Origin of the sequence: Virgibacillus sp. L01 (genome assembly GCF_052246775.1) — a bacterium.
Classification (GTDB): domain Bacteria; phylum Bacillota; class Bacilli; order Bacillales; family Amphibacillaceae; genus Lentibacillus.
Genome location: NZ_JBQQCP010000001.1, coordinates 605,822 through 626,855 on the forward strand (window position 1 = coordinate 605,822; position 21,034 = coordinate 626,855).

The following is a 21,034-nucleotide window of genomic DNA, read 5'->3' on the forward strand; positions in this document are numbered from 1 at the left end:
AGTTGAATCAGATTCTTCTGATTTTCTTAGATAAATAATTTCCTAAAGATTGAATAAGTTGGACCATAATCACAAGGATTAATACCGTAATAACCATAACTTCTGTTTGGAACTGGTTGTAACCATATGAGATGGCTAAGTCGCCAATACCGCCGCCTCCTACAGCTCCCGCCATAGCTGTGGCACCAATTAGACCAATAATGCCGATTGTTAAGCCTAGGATTAATGAACCTAGTGCCTCTGGCAAAAGGAACTTCCAAATTATTTGCCAAGGTGTTGCTCCCATAGCTTCCGCGAGTTCAATTGTACCTGAACCAACTTCCAACAACGAGTTTTCTACCAATCTTCCTATGTATGGCGCTGTATAAAACACTAATGGCACAATTGCAGCAGTCGTGCCAATAGAAGTTCCTACGATTATCCGAGTAATAGGAATAATTGCAACGATTAGGATAATAAATGGAATCGATCGCAGCGTATTAACAATAATATTCAATACTTTAAAAACAGCTTTATTTTCCAGTATCCCTTGTTCCCTCGTTATAACTAAAATAATTCCCAATGGAACACCAATTAAAATAGAAATGATGAAAGTCACAATGATCATATACAGTGTTTCATTCATTGACCCGAGAAGTTCAGGCCAGAACCAGGACCAATTAAATTCCATCTGGTACAACCTCCTTGATCGTTACTTTTTGCCCTTTGATATAGTCAACTGCGTTATTGATTTCACTTTGTTGTCCATTAAATGCCACAATAATATTACCAAATGGTTCCCCTTGGAGCTCTGTGATCGTCCCATGAATAACATTAACATCGACAGAGAACTTTTTCGCAACATCTGACAGGAGTGGATTATTGGCATATTCTCCTTTATAAAGGATCCGAAAAACAGAATGTAACGTACCTTTTTGTGAAATCTTTCTTAATGTAGCTTCAGGTAATGCGTCGTTAAGTATAGTACGGACAAAACTTCTGGCGATGGTTGTTTTTGGTTCTGTAAACAAGTTAATGATGGAATCCTGTTCCACAATAACACCGGCATCCAGTACGGCGACTCTATCACAAATGTCCCTAATTACGTTCATCTCATGCGTGATTAACAAGATTGTAATTCCCAATTCATCTCTTACCTGTTTTAATAAATCCAAAACTGAGTTAGTTGTATCTGGATCAAGAGAAGAAGTAGCCTCGTCACACAACAGTAAGTGTGGGTCTGTTGCCAGCGATCTAGCAATACCAATTCTTTGCTTTTGGCCTCCGGAAAGTTGTTCAGGATAATGATTTGCTTTATCCTCCAGTCCGACAAAAGACAGCAGTTCTGTCACTTTTTCTTCAATCGCTTGTTTTGAATAGCCCTCTAATATAAGCGGCATAGCAACATTTCCGAAAGCAGTTTTAGAATGCAGTAAATTAAATTGTTGAAAAATCATCCCAATTTTCTTCCGTTCTGTCCTTAACTCCTTTGGGGACAAGTTAGTTAAAGCCTTCCCGTTGATTTCTACTTTACCTGAAGTAGGCTTTTCTAATAAGTTTACACACCGGATTAATGAACTCTTTCCAGCTCCACTATACCCAACTACACCGAATATTTCTCCTTTTTTAATATCAAGGTTAATATCTTTTAATGCCTCGACTGGGTTTTCTTCGTTTTCACCATATACCTTTTGAATTCCGTCAAGTACTAACATGTACGTATTCTCCTTTACTCCCTTAAAACACTTCAGGTGATATCCCTTCACCAAATACAAAAAAGAGCCTTCATAACGAAAGAGGCTCTAATCATAAACCTTATCTTTCAGAATATTTCCTGTAGGAATTAGCACCTTTCATTAAAGAAGGTTGCTGGATATCATCGGGCCTTGTCCCTCCATCACTCTTGATAAGTAATATTAAGTTATTATCTAACGGTTCCTAATATACTAATATAATTATTGCGAAATTGTCAACATTTTAAAATAATTTGTCGAATAAAAGTTGATTAGCGGTTTATTTTTGTACAAACCTTTGAATGGAAAACGGACTAATGTCGAGTTGCGACTTGTGATCTTCTGTTACTAATTGACTCAGAATTTCTCCAACAACACTACTAAATTTAAAGCCGTGACCAGAAAAGCCACAAGCAACAGCAACATGATCATGGTTCGGATGTTTATCGATAATAAAATCTGAATCCGGGGTATTCGTATAGGTACAAGCTTTCCCCAGTTTATGTTGCCCCACCTCAGGTATACACCGCTCTGCGAAACGTGTAACATCCTGTTTGTCTTGTTCATAAGTGCCGAATGTTTCTAAAGGTTTACTCATATCTCTTGGACGTCCACCGTCGTGTCGACCAATTTTAACACCTGCTTCTTTAATGCTTGGAAAGCCGTAATAGGTTTCTGTAGGCAATTCAAACGAGAAGGCTGGAAATGCAGTAGAATCATAGATGCTCTCATCCGTTTCAAACCACGAGAATGTATTCCTTAATTCCTGTAAAGGTAAATCTAATCCGATTAATGGAAGCAAATTTCTAGTGCCAGCCCCAGGCGTTACAATTAACGATTCCGCTGTAAAACTTTCCTGTTGAGTTTCCACCTGTACATGGTTATCAAAAATAGAAATGGAGGTCACTGGCGAGTTAGGCTTAAATTCAGCACCATGTTTCAGTGCCCCTTCTCTAAAAGCCCGGATACAATTCTCACTCATTAAAACACCTGAATCCAATTCATAGCAGCCTATGTACCCTTCTGGAACATTAAATCCTTCCCAGCGATTATTAATGTCTTCAGCCGTTAACTGTTCAACATTTAACGAATAATCCTTTGCGCTTTTTTTTACATTTTGAATAAAATTGGAGTTTGGCTGAGCAATATTAACAACACCAGTATTTACAAAAATATCTTCATCTGACGTCTCTTGAAGCTGACTCCATAACTTCTGTGCTCGTAGTGCCATTTCCGTATAATTTGCACCTTCTCCATAAGCATGCCGTATAATCCTCGTCTCCCCATGATGGGAGCCTTCCGCATGTGGTGGATTATGAGAGTCTATTAGCAGGACACGCTTCCCTTGTTTTGCTAAATAGTAGCCAGCTGACATCCCCATTGAGCCAGCACCAACGATAATAACTTCATAGTCCATGTAATATCCTCCTACCGTAACGACTGAAATTAAAGTCAAATCTATAATAATATGAATAATACATTCATCTGGGATGGAATTCAATAATTTAATTAATAGAATATAATTATAATCTTTACCTAAACAGCTTTCCAGCTTATCCGAGCATCTTGCTTAGAAAACGGCTCAACATATGAAGGAAAACGAATTGCTGACATGCATCATATCGGGATAAAGCGAAAAACCCCGATTCTGATTAACCCAAGCAAAAACATCTTCACCTTCCCAACCCACAGTCCAACTGATTTTGCGTACAGCTGGATTCTTTACAGCCATGTACAAGATATAAAGCCTTTTCGAAATAAACCAAACTCCAAATCAATTAAATGGCCAAAACCACCAAATGGATGTGTCTAATTATACACTTGAAAGATAGTTCCAGCGGACAGGGATGTGCCTGTGGAAATTTATTTAACGATGGCAGGGGATATAAAACCAACAAGTAATATATATCCCCACGCATATCAGTGTAACACTATAAAAAACACTTAATAACTTAGCGCATAAGCGAAGCGGGGGCTGACCCCAATATTTTCATGAAGCAAGGCATACTGTGACCTAGATTTAATACAATAAGTCGATTAAATTACTTAAGTAGTCTCTGTCCCACAAGATTGTATTTGTTTTTTTGGCTAGATCATTGGCAGCTCTAGTAAAATAATTATTTGTTACAACCATGTGCTTTTCAGCTTTATAATAATTCCCTCCAGATACGACCTCCTGAACTGCTTTGTTCCCTACTTTAGAGCTATAACATTTCGATTGAATTGCTATACATTCATTATCTTTGTACACCAACAAGTCAGCACCCTGATCACCTGAAACTTTTGTTTCCTCAATTTTATAGCCCAATCTATTAAAAAGCTCCGATAAGAATTTTTCAAATTCAATCCCAGTCATATTGTCAATATGTCTTAGACTAATACGTTTATTATCACCAGAAATATCTTCACTCTCTAATCTTTGTTCGAGTTTAGTTATTTGTTGTTCCAATTTATACTCTTCTATAACTTCATCAATTTTTTTACTTATCTTTTTTAGATTCCACCTATAGCTTGTAATCTGTTTGTCAAAAAATAGCTTAGATAAGAAGTGTAAATTAGAAGCAAATTCTATATTTTCTACGCCAATTGATTTAAGGTACATATGCGAGGCAGTAGAAATATTAATATGTTCACCTTCAGGAATTAGATCACCATATTTATTTAGGCAATCAATATAGTTTTTCTTATCAATTTTATCGATGAAAACTTTGCATATTATTGATTTGTTTCTTTTAACCTTAACCCCCTTTTTTTCTAGCAATTTCATAAAAATCTTAAAGTTATTTTGGTAGAAATCGACCAACGTTCTAGCTAATTCATCACCTAGCTCAGTCCTTTGATAGTTATTTAAGCTATTATCTTTAACAACACATATAAAGGCTTCTAAAGCACCGGGAGCTAACAAAAAAGTCGGAGTAACTTTTTCCAGTAACCTATCCATTTCTGATTCAATTTTAGAGATATCATCAAGCTTATTTTTTTTCTTAATAAAAGTATCTACTTCAGATTTTTCAATTTCTTTGTTAAATTTGTGTATAAGTTTAATTATCCTCACGCTCCAAAAAGTGTACTCTAATACATTTTATAATAGAATATAAAATTTTTCTATGAGCGTTAGATCAAAACTCTTACTGGTAGAGGGAAATTTATTAGGATAAAACCAGCACGATAATATAAACGTACTTAAGTTAGACTTATTCTACGGGTTTCTGAATATATAGATAAACTTCAGGGGTGATTCAGGGAAGCCTCTAAGCGCTTTTTCGTTAAATTTATTAGCTTTATACCTGCTATTACCACTCTTAATACTTAATAGTCCCTAAACGCTTGCTGAGGCTCATGGTGGTGATTCTTTTTTGGGGATTAATCAGCACTCTTCTTTAAATAAACAAAACCACAAAGCAATCATTACCTTTATAAATGTCCAGCAGATACCAATTAATGTTCCATCAAAAAGCTAAAGGGACGGTTCACTTGAAATCAAAAGAACCGTCCCCATGCTTGATGTGTTAGAATGATACTCGAAAAGACCTGTAGTAGTAAAAGATGGGAGATGGTTAGAAATGACCGTAGAATTAGAGCAATATGAAAAGAGGATAATAGCTTTTATTGACATTCTTGGATTCAGGGAGCACATTAATCAAACAATTATGAATCCTAATCACTTTAAGAAGATTAAGGATGTTTTGAACTTTATTTCTGAACTCAAGCAGGATAACGACCAAGGTACTCTTTCTCAAAAGTCAATTGGTAGGGAAGTTACTGTATTTTAAGATTCCATTGTAGTTTCTTATCCTGTCTCTTTATCATCAGCAGGTTTTTACTTGCTACTCGACGTAATTCATCTTCAATTGGAGATGATGGGACAAGGTATCCAAATGCGTGGTGGAATTACCAGTGGGGAGCTTTGTCATGTGGACAACATTGTTTATGGTCCAGCCATGGTAGAGGCCTATGAGTTAGAAAGTAAACATGCGATATATCCACGAGTTGTTGTAGATAAAAAGACAATTGAAGTGGCAGTTTTAGAAGGGGATCACTTACCAAATGAAGAATTAGAATATGTTCTTGGGCTTATTGAACATGATGCAGATGGACGGTATTTCGTTGATTTTATGTCCCAATGGCAAGAGATTGACTACGGGTATGATTACTTCACTGCTTTGAGTACTACCAAGTCAGTAATTCAAACAGCTCTTGACGATTACGCTCAAGATCCAAAAGTTCTCTCAAAATACATTTGGTTAAAGGATTATTATAACAATACTTTGAATAAGCTGGCTTCACAGCTACTTGCAGCTCCTGATACTTCTCCATAAGCCAATCAAATACTTGGGAAGCTGTCAGGTCAGGGTGTTCACGTAACCAGGATAGAATCAGTTCTTGATAGTCATCCAACTTCTTCTTTCTAGTCTTTGTTTGTGTAACCCATTCCACCATATCCTGGGGATTACGTTTTAAGTAACGGTATACAGTTACCCTGGATATACCAAGTTTTTCAGCCACCTTTACCTTACTAAATCCTTGTTTTAATAATCGTTTAATATCCATATACATTTCCCACTTATCCACCTTTTTGCCTCCATCACTGTTGTAGTCTATCAAACTATCATTATAGCAGTGATGGTTCTTTTATTTTATGCCCATTTTCGCGCCGAGCAGTTTATATATGGCAAAGTGTAAACTTTTATTTAGCGGAAACTGTATACTTTAGTTTATCAGTCACAAATGTCTTATGAACAGAAAAGGCGGGAAGAAAAGGTAATTGAAAAACGCTTGAAATGGGCTACATTCCCTACCTATAAGACATTAGATGAATTTTCATTACACGAGCAACCGTCTTTAAAGAAAATACAATTCAACCAACTAACTGATTTAACATGGTTAGATCAACTTTACAATCTAATTCTTTTAGGGCCAACTCGCGTCGGCAAAACCCACCTAGCCATCGGCTTAGGAATAAAAGCAATTCATGAAGGATATAAAGTTACATTTATATCCATGGGAGAACTAATCCATGTACTAAAGACAGAAGAAATAACGCGTAAATCCCAGATACGACTAAAAAGGATTCGAAACTCTAACTTGGTAATTATAGATGATCTTATGTTTATGGCAATGGACCAACGAGAAGCGAATCTTTTCTTTCATCTGGTAAACGATTTATACAATCAATCATCGATAATACTAACATCCAATAAAGGCCCTAGTGATTGGGGTGAATTGTTAGGAGATCCAGCGATCACCGCAGCAATATTAGATAGAATCATTCATCGAGCTGAAGTAATTCAATTAGGAGGCGACAGCTATAGATTAAAACACCGAAGCTCAATATTTAATAACAAAACTGTTCAAAATTAATGAGCAAAAAGTGTTCAATTTAACTTGACGGTTACAAAGGGCCTTTGACGCACCTCACACTTCCGAAGGGACAATTTCTAAGGAAGCAAAAGAACCGTCCCCATGCTTCTTCTATATTAGAAATGGGGTGAAAATCGCGTTTTCTTCATGCAAATGGAGAAAATGAGCTACCAAAACGTTTAGAAAACTAATTTTGCACCCATTTAAATTTTTCTTACACACGATAAAACAAGCCACCAAACCTAATAGCGTATGGCAGCTGATTATAAACATATTTTTCGACAAAATCCGAGTAATTTCGGGAAGTGACACCAAGAACTCAAGCCTTTCCTCTATATCCTCATAAGATTCCCATTTATCTAATTGAGCAGCCACAAAAATCTTCATTAATGCATCTACAGACAATTGGGAATTATATCCATACGTGCAAGGCCAATGGGTCTCACCCAATTATTCTTGTTTCCTAATTTATTAATTGATATTCAAAAAGAAGAATTTCACGTTATGAATAGATTGTCAGATTTCTTAATTGTAAATTAATGGTATTTAAGCTTGATGACATTGGGACTGACCCAATTATTGCTCAGATCTAATCGAAAATTCCCATTGCCTAACAGCATCTATTAAGATGTAAAATATGTTCTGGGACATTATCAAATCCAACATATGCTCTCAACTTACAAATACTTCAAAAGTAACCTGTTAAGAATATATTGTTTAAATTTTTCTTTCTTTGAAAACTTTAATATGCCTTGGTCTTTTATTTTTTTGTAATTATATTCTTCTAAAATTGAAGCAAAAAACTGATTCACCATTCTTATTTCTATTGGTTCAATTTCATTTTTCCATTTATCTAAATACTTATCTGATACACCTTGAAAAGTTGTATTAGTTGTACTATTTCCGCTCCAATTATCGCCATTTACAGTAGGCTCGTATAAAATATCATCATGATTCAATCCCGTAAACTGTCTGATAGTATCAACCGTCTTAATGGGTTCTTTCACTAAATCTTCATATTTCACAATAAAATAATCATTATCTAATAGAACTTTATTTCGTTCTAAGTAATAATAATTATTATATAAAGACTGCATAATTTGTTTTAGATTAGGATAACCTTTCTTAGCTTTAAATTTCCTAATTGAAACTAAATTTGAATAGGGATTTCGCACAATATGAATGAATTTTGCTTTAGGAAAAATTTTTTTCAGTGTAGACGCAAATTCTGCATTTTCAACTGACTTTTCCACTATTCTTGTCCCATTACTTAATTTCTCATTAAAAAGTGAATAGAACATAGACTCCACGTAATTTTCTATCGACGATTTTAAATTGCCATAATCATTTCTATTAAGTAATTCTTCTTTTAAACCATGGATATTCCAGAAACCTTTTGTGTTACTATCTGCGTACAAGTCAGCATTTTTATTCGCATAACCAACCCAGTTTATATAGTTTTCAATAATCTCTTTCTCTTTAAATTTCTTAGGGTATTGTCTCCTAATCCCATAATCAATCCACATACCGTTATGTTGAAAAAAATGTGCTTCAAGTGGTATGACAAACAATTGCTTATGGCCATCAAACAAATTTCTTAACAGACTAGTGCCAGATTTGTGGGCACCTAATACAAAGATTGGTTCTTGATTCATTTATTTATTCTCCCTTATTCAAAATATCATTTGCTTTTTAAGTTTATTTCACTTTTCCTTTAATAACCTTTTTCACTTTATTAAAAATCAGTTTATCCTCTGGACTAATACCTAGATAATACATAATAATCAGGAACAATCCAATATTCATTATTGAATACATTGATAAATTAATAATATAGGAAAACACAAAAATACTTCTAATTATAAGAACTAGTAGAGTACTTATTACTATAGAGACAATAACTTTAATAAAGTCGTTGTTATATGGATGTATCCTATGTATTTTATAGACCAATACTAATTTTATTATATTCGCTAATGCGACGGAAACTAATGAAGCACAAGCTGCACCTTCAATACCGTAAGAAGGGATCAACAATAAATTTAATAAAATATTTACACATACTACTAGAATGTTATTATACATCTCATACTTTGGATATCCAGTCATTATTAATATATAGCCAGAAGATCCCACGCCTGCATTTACTACTTGCCCTATTGCCACTAGCACTAATGCTGTTGATCCTAGTACAAATTCATTACCGAATATCTCCATTATTTCATTATTAAAAATTAGAATTAAGCTAAATGCCATCAGATTTACAGTTACAACCCATTTAGTGATTGTTTTAAACATAGACTCCAATTGAGAAATATCACCTTTATGGAATAATGATGATATTGTTGGTGCAAATATCATATTAAAAGCTATTAGTATAAAACTACTCATAGTACCTATTTGCAAAGCAATACGATAAATCCCTACTTGCTCAACACTAAGAAAATATCCTATCATAAATATATCTGTCTTTTGACTGATAAAAATTAAAGAACCGGTGAAGAATAAAGGTAAGGAATAAATTAATACTTTTTTATAATACTTTATAGAATTCCTTGATATTCCTCCAAATAAATTTCTTTTATAAATAGAATATAATAAATATAACGCCCCTATAATGATGGAGAGATAGAAAGCTATGGTCATCGTGTTGATATGATTCCCAAGTAATACAATCGCAAAAACTAAGATAAAAAGTTTTAATGTTGGAACAATAAAATTTTGGTTAATGACAAAAGGATTTATGTATTTTATCCCTCGAAATACACTTTGTGATAATTGGGCAAAAGCTAAAAATATTATCAAAGGAGACATTACCTTTAATACCTCACTTGAACTTGAACTGTTAAGTATATTTTTCGTGATGAATTCATTATTAATATTTATAATGATAATTAAAACTACACTCAACACAGCAACCATTAAGTAACTAATGGATATAATTTCATTTCTTTTTATATATTTTTTTTCTTCATTTAGTTTTGGTATAAAGTAAACTAAACCTTGTTGTAATCCTAGAAGAACTAATAATGGAAAGAAGCTTATAAAAGTAAATATATAAGTAAATTGACCATATATTTCAGCACCTAGGTATCGTGCCGCAATAAAATTAAATAAAAGACCTATTACAAGTCCAACTATCTTTCCTAGAAATACAATTCCAGATTGTTTTGTTACGTTTTCTAATTCCTTCGATTCCTTCCCCATATAGTTCACCTTTTCAAAAAACTACTTTTGTCATTATGTTTAATTGTTTATGAAAATTAACTTCTCGTTTCGTTATAATATAAGCTCTACAATAATTTCTTTAGTTTGCAATTGTTGCGTCATTTCTGAAATTCCACAAAAAATAAGTACATTACTTTCACATCAAACAATAGCACTGTTTTTTCAATTCATTATCTTTTGCTACAATAATATCCAGAACTCCTAAAGGTCTTTCAAACAAAAAGCTTGGTGAAGCACAGTAAAACCTAAGTTACTTTGTGTTGGCCAAAAAAAGTGCAACAAGGAGTACATATTTCTATTTTTTGCATCAATATTATCATCTGACCATTTCGAAGTAGCAGTTGTGCTCCTACAAAAAAAGCTTGAAAAATTGCTATTTTAACATCTGGAATTCTGTAAAAATAATCAGTTCATAAAGTACAATTATCAACATAATTACAGTTGTATTTATAAGCGTGTATAATGAGTTATACTCAATAGATGCTGTAATTCACTTTGTAACAAGTACTGAAAGCTCTATCTACAACAATGAATTATTGGATGAAGTATTCACGCCTCCTAGGTAACACCGATATGTCCCCATATTTATTAGCTCCGTGGTAAGGTCCAACTTCCCAAAACTTCATTGATCCCAATGTTCAAATCTTAAACCCGTTAATTCAGCTAATCGTTTATTCTTTTCATAAAAGTAATTAATTAGATATTCACGGTCATTGTCGTCCATTTTTGTTATTTTATCAGGCTTTTTCAATAATTTGTGCTTAATAATTGTTGGAATTACCTTGCCGATATTAATATTATTAATAAAAGGGTAAGTAATTTTTAATCGATTAATTTTCTTGCCAAGCGTTGTTGCCATATATGAACCGTTTTTGTGTATGTATGGATTTATGTTAATATCAGATTCCACTTCCATAAATTCAAAACATTTTTCAATAGTTTTTTTCGGCTCAACTTTAAGATCTTTAAAATCTATAAATAAAAATGAATCTAAGGGAAAAAATTTTAGCCAAAGCGAAAGCTGGGCAGAATAATTGCTCGTATCAAGATAAAGAGATCTATTACTTCTAATTAATTTTCCAAAGCTTTCATTAGTTCTATCAGTTTTAACACTGTGCCAATAGGCAGAGTAAGCCCTGTCTATTGGATTTCTTAATATATATATAAACTTTGCTTTTGGGTTTAATGAGTACACTCTAAAAGGAATATTCTCATAAACCGGGTTTTTATCTTGGTGTTCAAATCTTGCCATAGTATAACTAGTTGAAGCATCTACTAGCATATTCTCACTTGAAACAAATCTATTTTTGTACCAATCTATACCTTTATCGTAGTTTATAGTAAAATAATGTGTTTCTTTTGGTTGCGATACGGATATGTTTGGGTGAGAATCTAATAAAGATGCTAATGTTGTTGTACCAGATTTTTGAGCACCTATTAAAAATACTTCTGGTGGAAAGCCCATTTTTTTCCTCCTTTAATGCCTCTTAAATAACTTTAGGTATCACATCACAAGTGTATATATAATTATGTGCCATATGACATATTTTTGCATTCTCCACACTTTCAGAGTTTGCACATTTAAACTCTATTAGACTTGGATGGATGGATGGTTGGTTGGTTTCAGAATTACTTTGAATTTAGATATAAAGTACTTTCTTCCTTTTATGTTCTAATATAGACATAATTTATTTTTTTGTGAGGTATTATCTTCCTATTAATGTACCAATTATTTTTATTGTACCTCGCCAAAAAGATAAGATGTATTATTAACACACTTAAGTAAACGCCATTTTTCTTACCCAAAATAAGTAACAGTATGTCAGGGATTCTTCTTTATGGCATCAGTAATAAATATGTCACACTAAAGTAGTGGAATTGCTATCAGTTTTATTCGGATGACAATAGGGGTTTTACCCTTTTTGGAGGCTAACCATCTTTATATGTTTCAATTTCAAAATTAGTTATATGATCCCAATTAAACTTTACTTTAACACGTTCTCTATACTGCTCTTTAGTTAATCTGTCTCCTTCCAGAATTTTAACAACCCTATTAGCCATATTATGCGTGAAATCATTAGACATATTTATAATATTTTTGGTATCTCCAATTGCCTCAGGAAGTCCCCCAACATTAGATCCAACTACAGGGACGCCACAGGCATTAGCTTCGAGAGCAACCATACCCAAACCTTCATTTCTACTTGGAACAACTAATACATCAAGCTGGTTCATCCATATTGGAACTTGTTCTGGATCAATCTCTCCAATAAATTTAACAACCATATCCGAACCCCTTGTCTTAAATTCATTTCGTAGATATTGTGATAAGCTTCCATCGCCAAAGATTAAGAATTCAACGTTATTTTTTTTTGAATTAACCTCTTTAAATATATCAATTAAATAGTCAGCTCCTTTTTTTTCCTCAAGTGAGCCAACATATCCAACAATTTTTTTTTCAGAAGTTTTACTCTCGTCTATAATCCTAAATAAACCTAAATCAACACCATTGTACGTAATGCCTTTATTATGTCCAGAGTAACCAATCATTAAGGCATTGGCATATAATCCTTCACTAACAAAAAAACATCTATTTGCATTCTCCATTGCTGTAATCATTTTTTTTTTATTTTTGTCTCTCAAGTAATTAATATCGCTGCCATGAAATGTAATAAAATAAGGGATTGAGTACTTTTGACTTAATTTATATGATATATAACCATTTGGCCATCCGTTATGTGCATGAATGGCATCTGAATTCCTCAGTTGTTTATCAAATCGGGATATGTAGCGCTGAGCTAACTGTTCTTCTACACCTTGTTTTAAAATAAACCGTTTAAAATAGCTAAATAGATTAAGTACTAAATTCAGGTTGTGTATTTCAACACCTCTATACTCAAGTTTATCAAAACCAATATTTTTGTTTTCATTTTTACCAAAAATCGTATTCCCTATCAGTTTTATTAATTTACTGTAACTACCATTACAATTAGTAACAAATGCCTTGTTAAGTTTTTTGTTATGCAACTTCATACGTTCATACACTGCATTAAACAAACCACCTTTGCTGCCATCAACATTCATGTTTGTTATATAAAAAACATTCATATAATCACCTATTCAAGTTAATATAATAATAAATTTATTTATAAATCAATTTAGTCATCAAATATTAAATTAAAATAAAATCTTAAAGGTATTTTAAGAATTACATTCTATTGATTATAATTTAAAATTTAGTTCATCAGGAAAATACCTACTAACTACCGCTTTTCACCATAAGTCCAATGCACATGGCAAGCAAAAATAATCTTTTTTACAAAAGGATGTAATATTACTTGTTTATTTAATATGGTATTACTTTATTAAAAAAATTTATACTTTTTAATGACTCAAGACAGACTTCTAAGCCTCTTTTTTTCCTTGTTTAATAAATCCACCTCTAAGTAAGAAGGATATAAAATATCTGGAGCACCAGTTTTTTGTGGAATATAGGAATGAATATTAAACCTTTTCAATTAAATGCTTATATTGTGTCATTGCATTTTTCACAGAAAAGTGATTTGCTCTAGAAATATTCACCTCAGAATTAAAACTTTCTTCTAGTGCTTGCAGTATTGCATCGGCTAATAATTCAGGGTTATTTGTATCGACTAAGTAACCGTAGTTACCATGATCTAATATTTCAGAAGGACCGCTTGGGCAATTAGTAGAGACAATCTTCAATCCACAGGCCATTGCCTCAACAATCACATTTCCAAAACCTTCCCAATCCGAACTGAGTACAAATACATCCGATCTTTTCATATATACATATGGATTAGGCTGATATCCAACAAGGTCTACTTGTCCATTCAGTTCTAAATCTGATATTGCCCTCTCTAAATTATCCTTTTCTGGACCTTCGCCAACAATAACTAGCTTAACATCAACTAATCTGCATACAATGGAAAAGGCTTTTACTAGCAAAGCAAAATTTTTTTGAGGAACAAGTCTCCCAGCCCCTAACAACACTGGAACTTTTTTATCATTCAACCAGGGATGGGACAGCTGTTTATTGGAATTATGTGCTATACCACCATCTACAATAGGGTTGTATATGACCTTCACTTTTTCTTTATCCAACCCAAAAATCAAGGATGCATCTTCCGCAACTCCTTTAGATACTGCAACAACTTCGTCTGCGAAGTGATACAAAATCTTTCCAAGGTATTTCAGTACTTTTTTATTAAAAATTCTTGTACGTCTTAACTCCGTTGTCAAGTGAGTTCTAATACTTACAATAATTTTAGTATTCACTTTTAGAGTTAACATTTTTGCTATTATTAAAGTTATATTAGGTGCTTCCCCCCCTGATATAACTGCATCAGGCTTAGCTGACCTCATATATTTATTTAATTGTGGAATCGTCTTATAAACTTTATCACGTTTAAAGTCTATAATATTAATATTAGAAGGAATTCTATCGATATAACCTCCTTGGGCTCTTCCAACTATTAAATCTACATCATAACCATTCTTAGAAAAAGCCGTAGCTAATCTAATAGTATTAGCCTCAATCCCTCCGAAATTTAGTGAAGGGATGAAAAATGCAACTTTCTTCTTCATTTCCATATAAACACCTATTTCACTTTATTAATCAAACTCAAGTACCTTTTCAGTGAGCATTCAACTTCGATTACAGGGAAACTTCAACTGCCACTTATCTTTTCAGTAAATAAAAGTTCACCGTTAATTTAATAATTTTCTTTAAAACTACCTTATTTTTGATATTGATTTAGAAGTTAACGTTCTACTTCTTTCTCCAGCTCTAAATAGCATCATGATAATAAATAGAATTATCCAAAATCTAGGTTGCATGAAGTCAGCCCTATAGATAGAACTCGCAACTAGGTGCACAGAAAGAACTAATGATATGAGATAATATTTATTATTATAGAGATTCTTAAATGATTTTATCATAAACCTACAAAAGATTAATACATAGCATACAAAACCAAAGTAACCTAACTCATAAACTGTATCTGCAAAAAAATTATTTGAAGTTGCATGAACAGGCATCCCACTCGGCAAATATTCTGTAAGTTGTAAATAATTATATGAGCTTGGACCATACCCTACAAGGGCATTTAAAAAGCTATTGCTCATGACCCAAATAAAAGGCATCACAAACATAAACATTCTAGCACTCTCTTCTATATCAAAGATTGTATCTAGCCTTCCAAGCACAGGATGAAATAGCCTTACTAACTGTCCAGAATAGTATATAGATATAATTGTTATTACTAAAAACATCATCGCTAATATTGCATAATGTTTTCTTTTTAATTTATAACCCTTATATTTCAAAAATCCTAATAAAAAAATTGGGGCAATAATGATTAAATTCAAATACCCCCCACCAGAGTACGAGAAAATTAATACAAATAAACCAAGTAACATCATTTTAACTGGGCGCTTACTGACGATGAATGCAATGATCATAAAGTCAATCGCTAAAGGGGCTAAGAAACTTGGTTCGTTTGCAAGTGATGTAAGACGATTCTCTAAAAAAGAGCCCCCCCCTTGTACACTATGAATATAGTTCCGTGTCTCAATATTCAAAAACGGGACCCCTATATTAAAGTGAAAGAATTGCCAAACTCCGATTATAATAAATATTAGTAATCCGTAGTAATACTTCTTAATTAAATTAATAATTTCTCTCTCTGACCAATTTGTAGATATTGATAATAGCCCAAGTAATATAGTAACATTTAAAATAATTAGAAACATTCTTCCTGTAAAATCACCTGAAACGTACTGAGAATAATCTGAGTTGTTTTCAAAAAATAATGCTACAAAAACGCCAAGAAAAGATAACAGAATTGGTATAACAAACAATAATATAGTATTTTTCTCAAATACTGTGATTGTCAATTTCTTCACTTTTAGGAAATAAAGGGCGAAGTATAAGAATGTCACAACCATAAACACAACTGTTGTTGGAATAACCGGCATTAAATTTTGAAACCACCCTGAAACAGCAAAAGGCGCTACTATAAATAATATATAAATTGACATTCTATTAAAAAACGTTGTTTCAAATTTAATTTTACTCACCTACCACTTGAATTTCTTATCCTAACAAGGCAAATATTTATTCCATTTCTTTCATCCCTTTAACCATTAATTTATACGCATCTAACCAATGCTTTTCATTCCTAAACATCTCTTTATGTCTTATAACAAATTGCAAAGCCAAAAGTTTAGACCAACTTTTAGATAAACACGCATAGAGAGCACCTTTATCAAAGAAATATTTATCCGTATAACCTTTAAACCATGTCGATTCCTCTTGACTAACTTTCCCAATCACTGCAGGATCTGCATAAACCTTCAACCCACTTTTAATAGCGTCGAAAATAAATAAGCTATCCTCGCCAGATCCGTATTTAGCTCCTCCACCAAATAACAATGAAAAATAGATGTTTTCTTTTTTTATTGATTCGGTTTTTATAGCCATCCTAATGGTTCCGTATTTAAGCGAATTAAACCATCTCACACGTCCTTTTTGTTTAATTCGCTTGAAAGGTCTATCATGATTTGTACTCGGAACATTAAATACTATCATGTCGGCATCTGGCTGCTGTTGAAAGGCTTCGAGAATCAATTTCGGGTAGTTATCGACATAAGTTACATCGTCATCTGCAAACAAGCATATATCAGCAGTAGCTCGCATCAGCGCACTATTTCGACTTATACCAACCCCCCGTTCAGCAAGCGACATAAACTTTATGTCATTTCCGTTATGGTTAAATTCCTCTACTTCGTTTCTATCACACTGGTTTATAACTATCGCATCTGATTTTATATTTATTTTTTCAAGGAGGTTATGATCAGTTTGATGCATGGTTGATACTAATACCTGAAGTTTCATTGAATGTCCCCTTATAGAGTTTAGAGTGAAATGTTTTAAATACAATTGTTAAAAAGTATCATGAAATTAAAATTGAGATTGATTTTAAGTTTTATAACTTTCACTGAATATTTTTACCTTGTACTCTCCGCTTTCTCCCAAAATGGTTTTGCCTTCCCAGACAATATACTATAAACACCGACCCACTGTGCACCTATTGTAGCAGTATAATAGTAAATCATGGTCAAATATTTGTTATTAGATTTAGTCGTTCCTCGAACTATTGCGAGTATATAAAATAGTGCTTGCCCTAATATAGTCAGCGTATAGAACCATGATCCTGGCACCAACCATAGATTACTCAGTAGAATAACAAGGTGAGATATCCAAAGTAAGTATCTACATGTCCTATGGCCAAAATAAAAATATGAAAACCACTTATATTTGAATACATTTAATATTCTAGCGTCTGGTAATATATGTTTTAGAATGACCCTATTCATTCTAACTTTCCGACTAAATTCATCATCAATAACTTCTCCGGCTTTTTCATAAGCTATCGCACTATGATTAGCAATCGCTCTTTTTCCTTGTATTGCGTACAATGGTGGCATGGCACTATCGTGAGACTCGATCGGATTAAAATCATAATAATCCTTTGTTCTACAAGCGTATATTGCTCCATTACCAGCAGTTATTGTTTGTATTCTTCCCTCTATTTCACGAACTGCCATGTCACTATCCCAATAACTTGCTTCAGCGCCACTCACTGCACTAGTAGCATGATTTAAAATTGACAATCTCCCTGAAACATATGCTATGTAATCAGAAGTAAAAGATGCCATTAGCTCCCTAACTGAATCTTTTTCCATTATAGAATTAGCGTCTGTCATAACTAGGTACTCAGTCTCAACTATCTTATGGGCTTCGTTTTGAGCATTTGTTTTTCCTTTACGTGTCTTAACTTGATAAAGCCTAATCTTTCTATCCTGGTGTTCTCTTATAAATCTATTTACTATCTCGTTAGTTTTATCGGTGCTATTATCTGATGCTACCAAAAATTCTATTTTTTCTTTTGGATAATCTATTTCTATAATGTTATTAAGCTTATCTAATATTACTTTTTCTTCATTATGGGCAACCACCATTACCGTTACTTTTGGCTTGTGGGAGTAATCTTTTTCAAGTATTCTATTATTATATATTTTACCAATTATTTTTAATGATAGTGGATAACCGATCATTGCCCATAGTATTATAAATCCACTTGTATAAAATAGAATTTTCATGACTATCTCCATGTTATATTTTCTCCTTCATTATGATAAATCAGGCAATTTTTTAACTGGTACCCCGACATAAGTCCCGGGTTCAGTTACATTCTTGGCCACCAAAGCACCTGCACCAACTGTACATCCTCTAGTGACATTTAAGTTATTGCTAACTGTGCTTCCAATCCCTAACCATGTACTTTTACCAATTTTTACATTACCAGCTAGATTAACCCCTGGTGATATGTGAACATAGTCTCCAATATAATTATCATGATCAACAGTAGCTCCAGTATTTATAATGCAACTTTTTCCAATCTTGGTGCTGCAGTTGATAATTGAACCAGCCATAACCACGCTTCCTGAATTTAGTTCCACTTCTTCTCCAATAATTGCACTAGGGTGAATAAGTATTGGAATACTGGCTCTAGATTCCTCAAGCTCTTCTTGAATAACTTGTCTAATTTTATTATTCCCAATTGCTACAAGTATCTCTGAATCATTGATATACTTTTTGTAATCTGCTACTTTACCAACTACCTCTAACCCCATTATCGACTTGATGTTTTCGTCATCATCTAGGAAAGAGATACCCTGCCAATGATCCATTCTCAGTGCTATATCAGCAACCACTTTCCCGTGTCCACTTGCACCAATAATAATAAGATTTTTCTTCATCGAAACACTCTTCCTTCTTTAATTACCTTTAAAAGGCTCCATCGTCGCAGCAGACTCTGAGTTAACGCCTTCTCTAACAAACACCTTTTTGAGGGTTAGGAGTATAATCTTCCAATCACCTAAAAATGTCAAACTATCAACATACTCTACGTCAAGATTAAACCTATCTTCCCAACTAATTGTATTCCTACCACTCACTTGTGCAAGACCTGATAGCCCTGGTCGGACCTCATGACGTCTCTTTTGATGATTACTGTAACGTGGTAGGTACGCTAAAAGTAATGGCCTCGGCCCTACAAAAGACATATCGCCTATGAAAATATTAAATAGTTCTGGTAATTCGTCCAAAGATGTCGATCGTAATAGCTTCCCAAACTTTGTAAGCCTCACACTATCCGGTAGCAATTCGCCGTTTCCATCTTTCTCATCCGTCATCGTTCTAAACTTATACATAGTAAAAATCTCTTCGTTTAATCCCGGGCGTCTTTGCTTAAATAGCATTGGACTGCCTAATTTAAATCTCACTAAGACAGTCACTACTAATAAGACTGGACTTAGAACTATAAGAGCGAATAGCGATAAGACCAAATCCATTGGTCTCTTTATATAGTTTCGATAAATACTTATATATTTAGATTTCACACTAATCACCACAGCTCTTTAATAGTCTTCACAACTCGTGCAAGGTCTTCATCACTCATCTTCGTATCACTCGGCAAACAAACACCATTCTCAAACAAAGTCGCCGCCACACCCGTTCCAACAAAGTCATACTTTTCAAAGTACGGCTGCAAATGCATCGGCTTCCAAATTGGCCTCGCCTCAATATTTTCTTTTTCAAGACCTTCCATAACCTCAATAGGTCTCACCTTACCACTAAGCGTCATACTACTTAGCCAATAATTCGGCTCATCCCAATCATTATCTGGCATGAACGAGACACCTTCTAATGATCCAAGTTCTCGTTTATAGTAATCAAAGATATACTTTTTCCTGGCAACTCTTTCTTCTAACACTTTTAGCTGCCCTCTTCCAATACCTGCAGAGACATTACTCATTCGGTAGTTATATCCTAATTCACTATGCTCATAGTGCCGTGCTTGATCTCTTGATTGCGTTGCCCAAAAGCGTGTTTTCGAAATTCTTTCTTCATTATCAGAGACAAGCATCCCGCCACCTGACGTGGTAATGATTTTATTTCCGTTAAATGAAAAGACACCATAGTCACCAAACGTTCCTGTGTGCTTACCTTTATAGTAACCCCCAAGTGATTCCGCCGCATCTTCAATCACTTTCACATCGTAACGGCGACATATTTCCATAATCGAATCCATATTTGCCGATAGTCCGTAAAGGTGAACAACGATAACTGCTTTCACACTCGGATGTTTTTCAAAAGCTTTTTCCAACGCTTTAGATGACATATTCCACGTTTCCTCATCACTATCTATAAAAACCGGTGTGGCATTTTGATATATAATTGGATTCACCGTTGCAGAGAATGTTAACGTCGGACAAAAAACAACATCTCCTTCGCCAACACCGATTGCCTTCAAGGCTAAGTGGATTGCTGCGGTCCCTGAACTTAAGGCGGCTGCATGCTTACTGCCCACTTTTTCTGCCAGTTCTTTTTCGAACTCATTGACATTCTTACCTAAGGGAGCAATCCAGTTCGTATCAAACGCTTCATTAACGTATTCTTTTTCATAACCCTCATCACTCATATGTGGTGACGAGAGGAATAATTTATCTCCCATTATCAAAGACTTCCTTCCTTAGTAATATACTCTTACATTAAAACTCTATTTAGTTGCTTAATACTTAATTGGAAATTCTAATACCCTATCTATCCAACAAACTAGTAAACCACTAAACACTATTCCCAC

The 21,034-nt window shown here is 33.7% G+C and carries 19 protein-coding genes, 2 pseudogenes and 1 riboswitch; of the genes and pseudogenes, 4 read left to right on the top strand and 17 right to left on the bottom strand.

Annotated elements, in window-relative coordinates; all coding sequences use genetic code 11:
* Window positions 1-7: 7 nt before the first annotated feature.
* From ACTWQM_RS02725 to solA, 3 genes are all read right to left on the bottom strand, one after another.
* Window positions 8-670: a methionine ABC transporter permease gene (locus tag ACTWQM_RS02725; RefSeq protein WP_443256628.1), complete on the bottom strand. Its 663-nt coding sequence runs from the start codon at window positions 668-670 to the stop codon at window positions 8-10.
* Entirely contained in the window at window positions 660-1,694 is a 1,035-nt protein-coding gene (locus tag ACTWQM_RS02730) for a methionine ABC transporter ATP-binding protein (protein ID WP_443256629.1), read from the bottom strand. Before ACTWQM_RS02730 ends, ACTWQM_RS02725 begins: the two co-directional genes overlap by 11 nt.
* 97 nt (window positions 1,695-1,791) lie before the next feature.
* Window positions 1,792-1,892, bottom strand: a riboswitch (SAM riboswitch).
* Between the two features lie 100 nt (window positions 1,893-1,992).
* Complete coding sequence (solA, locus tag ACTWQM_RS02735) at window positions 1,993-3,129, bottom strand: N-methyl-L-tryptophan oxidase (RefSeq protein ID WP_443256630.1); 1,137 nt, start codon at window positions 3,127-3,129, stop codon at window positions 1,993-1,995.
* Between the two features lie 138 nt (window positions 3,130-3,267).
* On the opposite strand from solA, the gene ACTWQM_RS02740 reads away from it, so the two are divergent.
* Window positions 3,268-3,525, top strand: a complete 258-nt coding sequence (locus ACTWQM_RS02740; protein ID WP_443257078.1) for a competence protein ComK — start codon at window positions 3,268-3,270, stop codon at window positions 3,523-3,525.
* A 207-nt stretch (window positions 3,526-3,732) separates the two neighbouring features.
* Here the strand turns inward: ACTWQM_RS02740 and ACTWQM_RS02745 are convergent, their stop codons facing one another.
* The gene (locus ACTWQM_RS02745) at window positions 3,733-4,767 is read right to left on the bottom strand and encodes a restriction endonuclease (RefSeq protein WP_443256631.1); all 1,035 of its coding nucleotides are present in this window, start codon (window positions 4,765-4,767) and stop codon (window positions 3,733-3,735) included.
* 508 nt (window positions 4,768-5,275) lie between these two features.
* Between ACTWQM_RS02745 and ACTWQM_RS02750 the strand changes: the two genes are divergently transcribed.
* Complete coding sequence (locus ACTWQM_RS02750) at window positions 5,276-5,485, top strand: hypothetical protein (RefSeq protein WP_443256632.1); 210 nt, start codon at window positions 5,276-5,278, stop codon at window positions 5,483-5,485.
* Window positions 5,486-5,536: 51 nt separating this feature from the next.
* The gene (locus tag ACTWQM_RS02755) at window positions 5,537-6,031 is read left to right on the top strand and encodes a hypothetical protein (protein ID WP_443257096.1); all 495 of its coding nucleotides are present in this window, start codon (window positions 5,537-5,539) and stop codon (window positions 6,029-6,031) included.
* 145 nt (window positions 6,032-6,176) lie between these two features.
* Here ACTWQM_RS02755 and ACTWQM_RS02760 read toward each other — a convergent pair.
* Window positions 6,177-6,269: pseudogene (locus ACTWQM_RS02760) on the bottom strand (helix-turn-helix domain-containing protein); the annotation flags it as partial.
* Window positions 6,270-6,440: 171 nt separating this feature from the next.
* Here ACTWQM_RS02760 and istB point away from each other — a divergent pair.
* Window positions 6,441-7,073, top strand: a pseudogene (istB, locus tag ACTWQM_RS02765) (IS21-like element helper ATPase IstB); the annotation flags it as partial.
* 111 nt (window positions 7,074-7,184) lie between these two features.
* Here istB and ACTWQM_RS02770 read toward each other — a convergent pair.
* The 12 genes from ACTWQM_RS02770 to ACTWQM_RS02825 all read right to left on the bottom strand — a co-directional run bounded on the left by ACTWQM_RS02770 (window position 7,185) and on the right by ACTWQM_RS02825 (window position 20,905).
* Window positions 7,185-7,478, bottom strand: coding sequence for a hypothetical protein (locus ACTWQM_RS02770; protein WP_443256633.1), 294 nt, complete (start codon window positions 7,476-7,478; stop codon window positions 7,185-7,187).
* A gap of 272 nt (window positions 7,479-7,750) precedes the next feature.
* A complete protein-coding gene (locus tag ACTWQM_RS02775) occupies window positions 7,751-8,728 on the bottom strand; it encodes a sulfotransferase family protein (RefSeq protein ID WP_443256634.1) in 978 nt (325 codons plus the stop codon).
* A 43-nt stretch (window positions 8,729-8,771) separates the two neighbouring features.
* Window positions 8,772-10,280, bottom strand: a complete 1,509-nt coding sequence (locus ACTWQM_RS02780) for a flippase (protein WP_443256635.1) — start codon at window positions 10,278-10,280, stop codon at window positions 8,772-8,774.
* Window positions 10,281-10,923: 643 nt separating this feature from the next.
* A complete protein-coding gene (locus tag ACTWQM_RS02785; RefSeq protein ID WP_443256636.1) occupies window positions 10,924-11,766 on the bottom strand; it encodes a sulfotransferase domain-containing protein in 843 nt (280 codons plus the stop codon).
* A gap of 464 nt (window positions 11,767-12,230) precedes the next feature.
* Window positions 12,231-13,409 carry a glycosyltransferase gene (locus tag ACTWQM_RS02790; protein ID WP_443256637.1) on the bottom strand — a complete coding sequence of 393 codons (1,179 nt, stop codon included), beginning with the start codon at window positions 13,407-13,409 and terminating at the stop codon, window positions 12,231-12,233.
* Window positions 13,410-13,805: 396 nt separating this feature from the next.
* Window positions 13,806-14,909: a glycosyltransferase gene (locus ACTWQM_RS02795; protein WP_443256638.1), complete on the bottom strand. Its 1,104-nt coding sequence runs from the start codon at window positions 14,907-14,909 to the stop codon at window positions 13,806-13,808.
* A 147-nt stretch (window positions 14,910-15,056) separates the two neighbouring features.
* The gene (locus ACTWQM_RS02800) at window positions 15,057-16,364 is read right to left on the bottom strand and encodes an O-antigen ligase family protein (RefSeq protein WP_443256639.1); all 1,308 of its coding nucleotides are present in this window, start codon (window positions 16,362-16,364) and stop codon (window positions 15,057-15,059) included.
* 76 nt (window positions 16,365-16,440) lie between these two features.
* The gene (locus ACTWQM_RS02805; RefSeq protein WP_443256640.1) at window positions 16,441-17,220 is read right to left on the bottom strand and encodes a glycosyltransferase family A protein; all 780 of its coding nucleotides are present in this window, start codon (window positions 17,218-17,220) and stop codon (window positions 16,441-16,443) included.
* Window positions 17,221-17,333: 113 nt separating this feature from the next.
* Complete coding sequence (locus tag ACTWQM_RS02810) at window positions 17,334-18,500, bottom strand: glycosyltransferase family 2 protein (RefSeq protein WP_443256641.1); 1,167 nt, start codon at window positions 18,498-18,500, stop codon at window positions 17,334-17,336.
* 18 nt (window positions 18,501-18,518) lie between these two features.
* Window positions 18,519-19,148, bottom strand: a complete 630-nt coding sequence (locus ACTWQM_RS02815; RefSeq protein ID WP_443256642.1) for an acetyltransferase — start codon at window positions 19,146-19,148, stop codon at window positions 18,519-18,521.
* 18 nt (window positions 19,149-19,166) lie between these two features.
* Entirely contained in the window at window positions 19,167-19,742 is a 576-nt protein-coding gene (locus tag ACTWQM_RS02820; RefSeq protein WP_443257079.1) for a sugar transferase, read from the bottom strand.
* 53 nt (window positions 19,743-19,795) lie between these two features.
* Window positions 19,796-20,905, bottom strand: a complete 1,110-nt coding sequence (locus ACTWQM_RS02825) for a DegT/DnrJ/EryC1/StrS family aminotransferase (RefSeq protein ID WP_443256643.1) — start codon at window positions 20,903-20,905, stop codon at window positions 19,796-19,798.
* Window positions 20,906-21,034 lie beyond the last annotated feature (129 nt).